8 protein-coding genes are annotated in these 10,071 nt (G+C 70.1%); 5 read left to right on the forward strand and 3 right to left on the reverse strand.

Annotation, left to right across the window (positions count from 1 at the left end; all coding sequences use genetic code 11):
* The first annotated feature begins 2 nt into the window (after positions 1-2).
* Complete coding sequence (gene manA / locus ABZ624_RS27915; protein WP_360094535.1) at positions 3-1,154, forward strand: mannose-6-phosphate isomerase, class I; 1,152 nt, start codon at positions 3-5, stop codon at positions 1,152-1,154.
* A gap of 162 nt (positions 1,155-1,316) precedes the next feature.
* The gene (locus ABZ624_RS27920; protein WP_360094537.1) at positions 1,317-2,297 is read left to right on the forward strand and encodes a cation diffusion facilitator family transporter; all 981 of its coding nucleotides are present in this window, start codon (positions 1,317-1,319) and stop codon (positions 2,295-2,297) included.
* A 272-nt stretch (positions 2,298-2,569) separates the two neighbouring features.
* Here the strand turns inward: ABZ624_RS27920 and ABZ624_RS27925 are convergent, their stop codons facing one another.
* Positions 2,570-4,678: a fructose-specific PTS transporter subunit EIIC gene (locus ABZ624_RS27925; protein ID WP_360094579.1), complete on the reverse strand. Its 2,109-nt coding sequence runs from the start codon at positions 4,676-4,678 to the stop codon at positions 2,570-2,572.
* A gap of 503 nt (positions 4,679-5,181) precedes the next feature.
* Here ABZ624_RS27925 and ahcY point away from each other — a divergent pair.
* Together ahcY and ABZ624_RS27935 are read left to right on the forward strand one after the other, a co-directional pair.
* Positions 5,182-6,639, forward strand: coding sequence for an adenosylhomocysteinase (gene ahcY, locus ABZ624_RS27930; protein ID WP_360094540.1), 1,458 nt, complete (start codon positions 5,182-5,184; stop codon positions 6,637-6,639).
* A gap of 282 nt (positions 6,640-6,921) precedes the next feature.
* Positions 6,922-7,536, forward strand: coding sequence for a hypothetical protein (locus tag ABZ624_RS27935; protein ID WP_360094543.1), 615 nt, complete (start codon positions 6,922-6,924; stop codon positions 7,534-7,536).
* A 96-nt stretch (positions 7,537-7,632) separates the two neighbouring features.
* On the opposite strand, the gene ABZ624_RS27940 is transcribed toward ABZ624_RS27935, so the two are convergent.
* Entirely contained in the window at positions 7,633-8,595 is a 963-nt protein-coding gene (locus tag ABZ624_RS27940; protein ID WP_360094582.1) for an RDD family protein, read from the reverse strand.
* 143 nt (positions 8,596-8,738) lie between these two features.
* On the opposite strand from ABZ624_RS27940, the gene ABZ624_RS27945 reads away from it, so the two are divergent.
* On the forward strand, positions 8,739-9,746 hold the full coding sequence (locus tag ABZ624_RS27945) for a stage II sporulation protein M (RefSeq protein WP_360094546.1): 1,008 nt from the start codon (positions 8,739-8,741) through the stop codon (positions 9,744-9,746).
* A 109-nt stretch (positions 9,747-9,855) separates the two neighbouring features.
* Here the strand turns inward: ABZ624_RS27945 and ABZ624_RS27950 are convergent.
* Positions 9,856-10,071 (reverse strand): hypothetical protein (locus ABZ624_RS27950; protein ID WP_360094549.1); only part of this gene is annotated, 216 nt, incomplete at its 5' end.

The following is a 10,071-nucleotide window of genomic DNA, read 5'->3' on the forward strand; positions in this document are numbered from 1 at the left end:
ACATGGACCGCCTCGAGAACACCGTCCGCCCCTACGCCTGGGGTTCCACGACCGCCATCCCGCACCTGCTCGGCGTCGAGCCGACCGGTGAACCGCAGGCGGAGATGTGGATGGGTGCGCACCCGGGAGCCCCCTCGCGCACCGCGCGCGGGACACTCGTCGACGTCATCGACGCCGACCCGGAGCGCGAGCTGGGCCCGGAGGCGGTGGCGAAGTTCGGCCCCCACCTGCCCTTCCTCCTCAAGATCCTCGCCGCCGGCGCCCCCCTCTCCCTCCAGGTGCACCCCAACCTGGAGCAGGCCAAGGAGGGTTACGCCGACGAGGAGCGCCGCGGCATCCCGGTCGGCGCCCCGCACCGCAACTACAAGGACGCCAACCACAAGCCCGAACTGATCTGCGCGCTCACCGAGTTCGACGGCCTGTGCGGCTTCCGCGACCCGGTCCAGGCCGCCGACCTGCTCGACGGGCTCGGTGTCGCCTCCCTCAAGCCGTACGTCGACCTGCTGCACGCCCACCCCGAGGACGCCGCCCTGCGCGAGGTCCTCACCGCGATCCTCACCGCCGGCCCGGAGGACATGGCCCGGACGGTCACCGAGACCGCCGCCGCCTGCACCCGCCTCGGCGGCGCCTACGATCCCTACGCTGTCCTCGCCCACCACTTCCCGGGCGACCCCGGCGTCATCGCGGGCATGCTGCTCAACCACGTCCGCCTGCAGCCGGGCGAGGCCCTGTTCCTCGGTGCGGGCATCCCGCACGCGTACATCAGCGGCCTCGGCGTCGAGATCATGGCCAACTCCGACAACGTCCTGCGCTGCGGTCTGACCCCCAAGCACGTCGACGTCCCCGAGCTCCTGCGGGTGGTCCGCTTCGAGCCGGGCGACCCGGACGTGCTGCGCCCCGAGGCATCCCCGGACGGCGAGGAGGTCTACGAGACACCGATCGACGAGTTCCGTCTGTCCCGGTACGTCCTCTCCGCCGGCGGCAGCGCCCACGACCTCACCCTCGCCACCCCGCAGATCCTGCTCTGCACGGCCGGTTCGGTCCGCGCGGGCGAGTACGAGCTGCAGCCGGGGCAGTCGGTCTTCGTACCGGCCGACGAGAAGGCGGAGATCTCGGGCGCGGGCACGGTCTTCCGCGCCACGGTGATCGCCTGACGGGGTTGTGGATACCCGGCGCTGTGATCGTATGACCGGGGTTGTGGACACCTGACGCACCGGGGGCCGGCCGGGCTGCAAGAATGACCCACCGGCAAAGGCCGGGCAAAGCCGGAACACGCCATGAGGGCGACGACAAGGTCGAAGGGACAACGCGGACACATGAGCGCGTCAGGCGGTACGAAAGCGATCGTGGCGGCACTCGGCGCCAACCTGGCGATCGCGGCGTCGAAGTTCGTGGCGTTCGCGTTCAGCGGCTCCTCCTCCATGCTCGCCGAGGGCGTCCACTCGCTCGCCGACTCCGGCAACCAGTTCCTGCTGCTCATCGGCGGCAAGAAGGCCCAGCGCGAGGCGACCCCGCAACACCCCTTCGGCTACGGCCGCGAACGGTTCATCTACGCCTTCCTGGTCTCGATCGTCCTGTTCTCCATCGGCGGCATGTTCGCCATCTACGAGGGCTGCGAGAAGATCAGCCACCCGCACGAACTGGAAAACTGGTACTGGCCGGTGGGCGTCCTGGTCTTCGCGGTCATCGCCGAGGGCTTCTCCTTCCGCACGGCCATCAAGGAATCCAACGAACTGCGCGGCAGACTGTCCTGGGCGCAGTTCATCCGCCGCGCCAAGGCCCCCGAGCTGCCCGTCGTGCTGCTGGAGGACTTCGGCGCGCTCATCGGCCTGGTCCTCGCCCTCCTCGGCGTCGGCCTGGCCGTGTTCACCGGCGACGGCGTCTGGGACGGCATCGGCACCCTCTGCATCGGCGTCCTGCTCGTCCTGATCGCCCTGGTCCTGGCCGCCGAGACCAAGTCGCTGCTGCTCGGCGAGGCGGCGGGCCTCGATGTGATCAGGAAGATCGAGGAGGCGACCGTCGACGGCGACACCGTCACCGGTGTCATCCACATGCGCACGCTGCACCTCGGCCCCGAGGAGCTGCTGATCGCTGCCAAGATCGCCGTCCAGCACGACGACACGGCCGCCGAGGTCGCCAACGCCATCAACGCCGCCGAGGCCCGCATCCGCGCCGCCGTCCCCATCGCCCGCGTCATCTACCTCGAACCGGACATCTACAGCGAGACCGAGGCCGCCAAGGGCCCGGACCGGGAGGCAACCCCGGGCGGCCCGACCCCCCACGCAACCGGACACTGACCGCCGCACCACAAGAGCCGGAGCGCGCGAGCCGTGGCCGCGAGCCGTGGCCGCGAGCGTGCGGGCCCTTGACCAGAACGGCGGGTCTTGGACCGGAGCGGGCGGGCCCCGACCCGAATGCGCCGGCACGCGCCCCGAACCGGGAAGCTCCCGCCCCAGGGGGAGACGGAGCAGACCCCGGCCCGAGCGCAGAGGGCCAGGGGCCAGGGACCCGCACCGTTCGCTCACTTGGTCACTTGGTCACTTCACCGAACTCACCCCTCACCCAAAGCTCACCCCACTTCGCCGAGGGCGTCGAGCACCGCCCGCTCGTCCGGGGCAGCGAGCAGCCGCTCCCGGAAGCCGGCATCCATCAGCTTGCGCGAGAGCAGCGCGAGGATCCGCAGATGCTCGTCGCCCGCAGCCGCCTCCGGTACGGCGATCATGAAGACCAGCCGGGCCTTCGTACCGTCCAGCGAACCCCACTCGACCCCCTCGGCCGAGCGGGCGAAACCGACGACCGGCGCGGTCACCGCATCCGTCTTGGCATGCGGAATCGCGATCTCCTCACCGAGCCCGGTCGTCCCCTGCGCCTCGCGTCGCAACGCGGTCGCCACCAGCTCGTCCACATCGGCGACCCGCCCACTCCGCGCGAGCAGTTCCGCCATCTCCCGGATCGCGGCGTCCTTCTCCACCGCTCGGAGCGCGCCCTGCACGGTCCGCTCATCGAGATACCCGGACAACACCTCACCCCCGCCCGACGAAGCCTCCCCCCGCTGCCCCGGCACCACCACCGCAGACCCGGCACCCCCAGCGGACGCAACGACACCCCTCGACGGCGCAGCCGCACCCGCCGACGATTCCTGTACCGGTGGTGCAGGTGGGAACCCCACCCCTGCCGGCCCGGAACCCGCATCCGCAGACTCGCCGGCAGATACCCCCGCAGACACCCCCCGCCCCCGACGCCCACGCACGTCAACCATCGCCACGGTCGCCGACGCAGTGACCACCGCCCCGATCACCACGGCCACAAAGAACATCGGCATCCCACTCACCGCGCCCAGCACCGCCACGATCGGCCCCCCATGCGGCACCGCATCCTTCACCCCGGCCAGCCCCGCCACCGCACCGGCCACCGCACCACCGAGCATGTTCGCCGGAATCACCTGCGCCGGCCGCGCCGCCGCGAACGGAATCGCACCCTCCGAGATGCCGAAACACCCCATGAACAGCGCCGCAAGCCCCGTCTCCCGCTCCTGCTCGGTGTACAGCCGCCGCCGGATCAGCGTGGCCAGCCCCTGCCCGAGCGGCATCACCGGAATCGCCGCGGCACACATGCCCATCACCGTCTGGCTGCCGCTCGCGATGAGCCCCGCACCGAACAGGAACGCCGTCTTGTTGACCGGCCCGCCCATGTCGAACGCGATCATCAGCCCCAGAATCGCGCCGAGCAGAATCGCACTCGTCCCCGTCATCCCGCCGAGCCAGCTCGTCAGGTGCTCGAACACCCACGAGATCGGCTTCCCTATGACATAGACGAAGAACAGCCCGAGCGCCGTCGTCGCCACGATCGGGATCACGATGATCGGCATGATCGGCTGCACGAATCTCGGCACCCGGACCTTCTTGATCCACGACACCAGATACCCGGCGAGGAACCCGGTCACGATCGCCCCGATGAAACCCGCGCCCGCCTGGGAGTCGTACAGCGCGCCCGTGTTGGCGATCCAGCCGCCGATCATGCCGGGCACCAACGCGGGCCGGTCGGCGATGGCGTAGGCGATGTAGCCGGACAGGATCGGGATCATCAGCTGGAAGCCGATCCCGCCGATCGCGTTGACGTGCGCCCAGAACGTGCCGTCCGGGATCACATAGCCCTTCGCCGTCGCATGCCCGCCGAGGGCCAGCGACACCGCGATCAGCAGACCGCCGACGACGACGAACGGGATCATGTACGACACGCCGTTCATCAGCGCCTTGTACACCGGCCCCCGTTCCGTGCCACCGCCACCGCCACCGCCATCGGCGGACCCGGTGGCCGAACCGCCCGCGGACCCGCCCGGCGCGTAGACGGGCGCCGACCGCACCCGCTCGATCAACTGCCCGGGACGGTGGATGCCCTCGGCCACCCCGACCGTCAGCACCCGCTTGCCCGCGAAGCGGCTCAGGTCGACGTCCTTGTCGGCGGCGACAATGATGCCGTCCGCGCTTCTGACATCGTTGTCATCGAGGACGTTCTCGGCTCCGATCGATCCCTGGGTCTCCACCTTCATCTCGATGCCACGGCTCGCCGCGGCCTGCGCGAGCTTCTCCGCCGCCATGTAGGTGTGCGCGATGCCGGTCGGGCAGGCGGTCACCGCCAGCAGCTTCACCTGCCGCCGCTCGTCATCGCGGCCATCCATGGAGGGAGGGCCGGCCGGACTGGTCACGTCGATCTCCTAACGCCTTCGTCGCACGAGGCACCGTCCCGGACACCCCGCGAGCGGGACCGGGCGGCCCCGGTCCCCCTGCATCCTGCACCACCCCACCCACGGCCCCAAGATGCGAAATTCCCTGTTCGCGCCGGTATGTGGGCTCCTGTTCCACGGCTTTCACGCCTTTGCCGGCCCGCTCCTGCCCCCGCGCCGCACCCCGAAGCCGCCTCTCGGACTGTCCGAACCGGCCGGAGGCGGACTGGGGCCGACCGGGCCGTCCGGTGTAGCTTGGGACGGAGCCAGACGTCGCTGCTGATGGCGGTCGGGCGGCCCAGCGCGGGCCGGCCGAGGGAGAGAGGGCCTCCGACGGACTGCGCTGCGCGTATGTGGGCATGCCTGTGTCCTCGTTTCGGGCGCCCCCGTGTCCGCCGCCGCGCAGACCAGCCGTACAGCCGTACCCACCTCGACCCAACCCCGAGGAGCAGCTCGCAATGACGACTGTCGACAACCGACAGGACTTCAAGGTCGCCGACCTCTCCCTGGCCGAGTTCGGCCGCAAGGAGATCTCCCTCGCCGAGCACGAGATGCCGGGCCTGATGGCGCTCCGCAAGGAGTACGCCGAGGCCCAGCCCCTCGCCGGCGCCCGCATCACCGGCTCCCTGCACATGACCGTGCAGACCGCCGTCCTCATCGAGACCCTGGCCGCTCTCGGCGCCCGGGTCCGCTGGGCGTCCTGCAACATCTTCTCCACCCAGGACCACGCCGCCGCCGCTATCGCCGTCGGCCCGAACGGCACCCCCGACGACCCGCAGGGTGTCCCGGTCTTCGCCTGGAAGGGCGAGACCCTGGAGGAGTACTGGTGGTGCACCGAGCAGGCGCTGACCTGGCCGGACAGCCCCACCGGCGGCCCCAACATGATCCTGGACGACGGCGGCGACGCCACCCTCCTCGTCCACAAGGGCGTCGAGTACGAGAAGGACGGCAAGGTCCCCGGCCTGGAGACCGCCGAGTCCGACGAGCACCGCGTCATCCTCCAGCTGCTGCACCGCACCCTGGGCGAGAACCCCCAGAAGTGGACCCAGCTGGCCTCCGAGATCCGTGGCGTGACGGAGGAGACCACCACGGGCGTGCACCGTCTGTACGAGATGCAGCGCGACGGCGTCCTCCTGTTCCCGGCGATCAACGTCAACGACGCCGTGACGAAGTCGAAGTTCGACAACAAGTACGGCTGCCGCCACTCCCTGGTCGACGGCATCAACCGCGCCACCGACGTCCTGATCGGCGGCAAGACCGCCGTCGTCTGCGGCTATGGCGACGTGGGCAAGGGCTGCGCGGAGTCCCTGCGCGGCCAGGGCGCCCGCGTGATCGTCACCGAGATCGACCCCATCTGCGCCCTGCAGGCGGCGATGGACGGCTACCAGGTCACGACCCTCGACGAGGTCATCGACAAGGCCGACATCTTCATCACCACGACCGGCAACAAGGACATCATCATGGCCTCGGACATGGCCAAGATGAAGCACCAGGCGATCGTCGGCAACATCGGCCACTTCGACAACGAGATCGACATGGCCGGCCTCGCCAAGATCCCCGGCATCGTCAAGGACGAGGTGAAGCCGCAGGTCCACACCTGGACCTTCCCGGACGGCAAGAAGATCATCGTGCTGTCCGAGGGCCGCCTGCTGAACCTGGGCAACGCCACCGGCCACCCGTCGTTCGTGATGTCCAACTCCTTCGCGGACCAGACCCTGGCCCAGATCGAGCTGTTCACCAAGCCCGACGAGTACCCGACCGGCGTCTACGTGCTGCCCAAGCACCTGGACGAGAAGGTCGCCCGCCTCCACCTGGACGCACTCGGCGTCAAGCTCACCAAGCTGCGCCCGGAGCAGGCCGCGTACATCGGCGTGGAGGTCGACGGCCCGTTCAAGTCGGACCACTACCGCTACTGAGCCGGCGACTGCGAAGTCCCGCCTGCCGGGGAGCACACCGGTGCACCGCCGTGCTCCCCGGCAGCAGGCCCTCCGAGACAGGCCCCCGCACCCCCGTGCCGGGGGCCTGCCCCTTTGACCGCCTTGCCCGCGGCCGGTCCCGCCCGACTCCGTCCGCCCGCCCCCGACCGGAACAGCCCCGCCCCCACCGGAACAGCCCCACGTGATCGGAAGGGCCCGCCCCGGCCGGAACGACCCGGGCCGGGCGCCGGACCGTCAGCCCGTCAAGACCCAGGACCCGCCATGCCCCGCGGCCGCTATTCGCTCCACGATCCGCATGATCACACCCCCCTCGCTGAAGAACACTTCCAGTGCGCCCCCGGCCCGTCCGGCTGGCGCTATGTCTCCCGGGTGACCAGCCCCGCCGGCGATCACCGCGGGTCGGTCGACCTGGCCCTGGACGACCTCGGCCGCCCCATCCGCCTGGAACTCCACGCGGGAGAATGGCAGGTGCGCGGTGCCGCCCTCGACGGCGTCACCTGGGTCCGCACCGACCCCACCGGAACCCATGCCACCGAAGGCCATGTGCGCGCCCACGCCTTCACCGGCACGTCCCCCGCGTTCCTCGTCGCCACCGCCCGTCTCCTGCGCCTCACCCCCTCGTCCGACGCGACCCGCGTGCGCCTGGTCGCCTTCACGGACCCGGTCCTCGCCCCCCGCACCGTGGATCAGTCCTGGGCCCTCGTGAACAGCGAAGCACACGCCACTGACAACGGCCCCCTGACCGTGGACGAATACCAGGTCACAGCCCTGGACACCGGCGAACGGCACACCGTCCACATCGCCGGCGACGTCGTTCTGGCCGCGCCCGGAATCGAGCTGGAGGACCTCCAGTCACCGCCGTCGACGTTCGACTGAAACGCGAAGACCGGCGAGACCGCGCGGACCTGGGCGGAAACCTTCCCGAACGGTGGCGGAGACGAGACGACCGAACGGCGGCGGGCGAGCCCGGTGCTACGCCGGCGGTGCAAAACCGGTGGCCGGCCGGTCGGCCGGTGGCTCGTCCCGCGCAGGTTCGGCCGACGGCACGACCGGAGCCTGCGGCTGCCGGGCCCAGTCCTGTGGCTGATCAGGCCGACCGGCACTCTGCGGCGACCAGGCCGCCGCTGATGAGGGCGGCTGATACGCGGCAGGTGCACCAGACGCGGCCACCGGTGGCGTGAACCCACCGGGTCCGAACGCCTGCCGGGCCTCACGCGACTGCCGCTCGTGCACCACCGCAGCCAGGAAGGCGGCCGCCGGCAGATCCTGCGGCACCGACGCTCCGGTCCGCGTCGCCAGGTCGGCCGCGAGCCGCTGGGCCATGCCCAGCGAGACCTGCGGATCGAGCTGCCCCATCCGGGTCAGGTACTGCCGGACCGCAAGCCACAGCCCGTCGGGCACCGCCGACAGGTCCAACTCGGCGAACCGCCCCGCCAGCCAGGGAGGCGGCGGCGGAACCAGGGCGGCCCGGCCGGCCGGTATTCGCTCACGTACGACCAAGGTGCCTGCGAACACGTCCCCCAGTCGCCGGCCTCGCGCCGACACCAACGAGGCGATGCAGGCGATCACCCCGAAAGTCAGCAAGATCTCGACCACACCGATCGCACCCCGCACCAGCGCGTGCCGGAACCGGATCGGCCCGCCGTCGTCCCGCACCACCCGCAGCCCGAACGCCAGCTTGCCCAGCGAACGCCCATGACTGAGCGTCTCCACCGCGATCGGCCCGCCGACCAGCACCAGCAGAAACGTCGCGACGGACAGTGCCACCTGCGCGGCCTCGTCCAGAGAAGCGGTCGACACCACCACTGCGATGGTGACGACGACATACGCGACCATGGCCACCACGAGGTCGAGCAACACGGCCAGCGCCCTGCTCGGCAACTTGGCCGGCCGCAGTTCGAGGGCCACCGCCTCGCCCGTCACCAGCTCACTCACGCACGTCGTCCTTCCCTGATCTGCCCCCGGAAGCGCAAGTCTGCCAAGCTGTGGGCGCATCGCGCCGCAGTACGACAAGCTGACCGCGATCGTGAGCATCCGCGACGAGCAGTCGACGACCAGCCGAGGAGCACCCAGACCTGATGGACCTGGACGTCTTCGTCTCCGTACACCGAGCCGAATGGGACCGCCTGGATGCCCTGCTCCGCCGTCGACGCCGCCTCAACGGCGCCGAAGCCGACGAACTCGTCGCTCTCTACCAGCGCACCGCCACCCACCTCTCCCTCATCCAGTCCAGCGCCCCGGACCCGCAGCTGACGGGACACCTCAGCCAACTGGTGGCACGCGCGCGTAGTGCCGTCACCGGCGCCCGCCGCGCCTCATGGCGTGACGTCACACGCTTTCTGACCCAGGGCTTCCCTGCCGCGGTCTACCGCGCTCGCCGCTGGTGGGTGCCCACGGCACTGGTCTCCACGGCCATCGCGATCCTCCTGGGCTGGTGGATCGGCACCCACCCGGACGTACAGTCGTCCATTGCGGCGCCCAGCCAGCTGCGCGAGCTGACTCGCCCCGGCGGGGAGTACGAGACGTACTACTCCAGCCATCCCGCGGCGGCCTTCGCCGCCCAGGTGTGGACGAACAATGCCCAGGCGGCTGCGATGTGCCTGGTCCTCGGTGTATTCCTGGGCCTGCCCGTCCTCTGGATCCTCTTCGAGAACATGCTCAACCTGGGCGTCGGCTTCGGACTGATGTCCTCAGCCGACCGCCTCGACACGTTCCTGGGTCTGGTCCTTCCCCACGGCCTGCTCGAACTGACCGCCGTCTTCGTCGCCGCCGGCACGGGGCTGCGCCTGGGCTGGACACTCATAGACCCCGGCCCGCGTACCCGGCGCGTCGCTCTCGCGGAAGAAGGACGCGCGGCCGTCGGTATGGCGATCGGCCTCGCGCTGGTCCTCTTCGTCTCCGGTGCCATCGAAGGCTTCGTCACCCCGTCCGGCCTGCCCACCTGGGCGCGCATCGGAATCGGTGTCCTGGCCGAGCTCGCATTCCTGACGTACGTCTACGTCCTGGGCGGCAGGGCGGTACGGGCAGGTGAGACCGGCGATCTCGAAGCGGCGGACCGCAGCGCCTCGGTCCCCACCGCGGCTTGATGTGCGTTTCACCCCTGTGAGCTGCTAGTCTCCTCTTCGCCCCGCAAGAGCCGTTGACACGGATGGCGTGGGGAGGTAGATTCAAACAGTTGCCTGGAACTGGACAGGTTCACAGGTCGCCGTTAGACTCTACGAGCTTCCCGAGAAAGTCGAGAACGACATCTCCGAGAAGCGCCTCCCGATTAATCGGAAAAGAACAGCCGGTCAGACCGGCCGAGAACTTCTGATAAAGTCGGAACCGCCGGAAAGGGAAACGCGAGAGCGGGAACCTGGAAAGCACCGAGGAAATCGGATCGAGAAAAGATCTGATAGAGTCGGAAACGCA

Source organism: Streptomyces sp. NPDC007205 (assembly GCF_040634095.1).
Classification (GTDB): domain Bacteria; phylum Actinomycetota; class Actinomycetes; order Streptomycetales; family Streptomycetaceae; genus Streptomyces.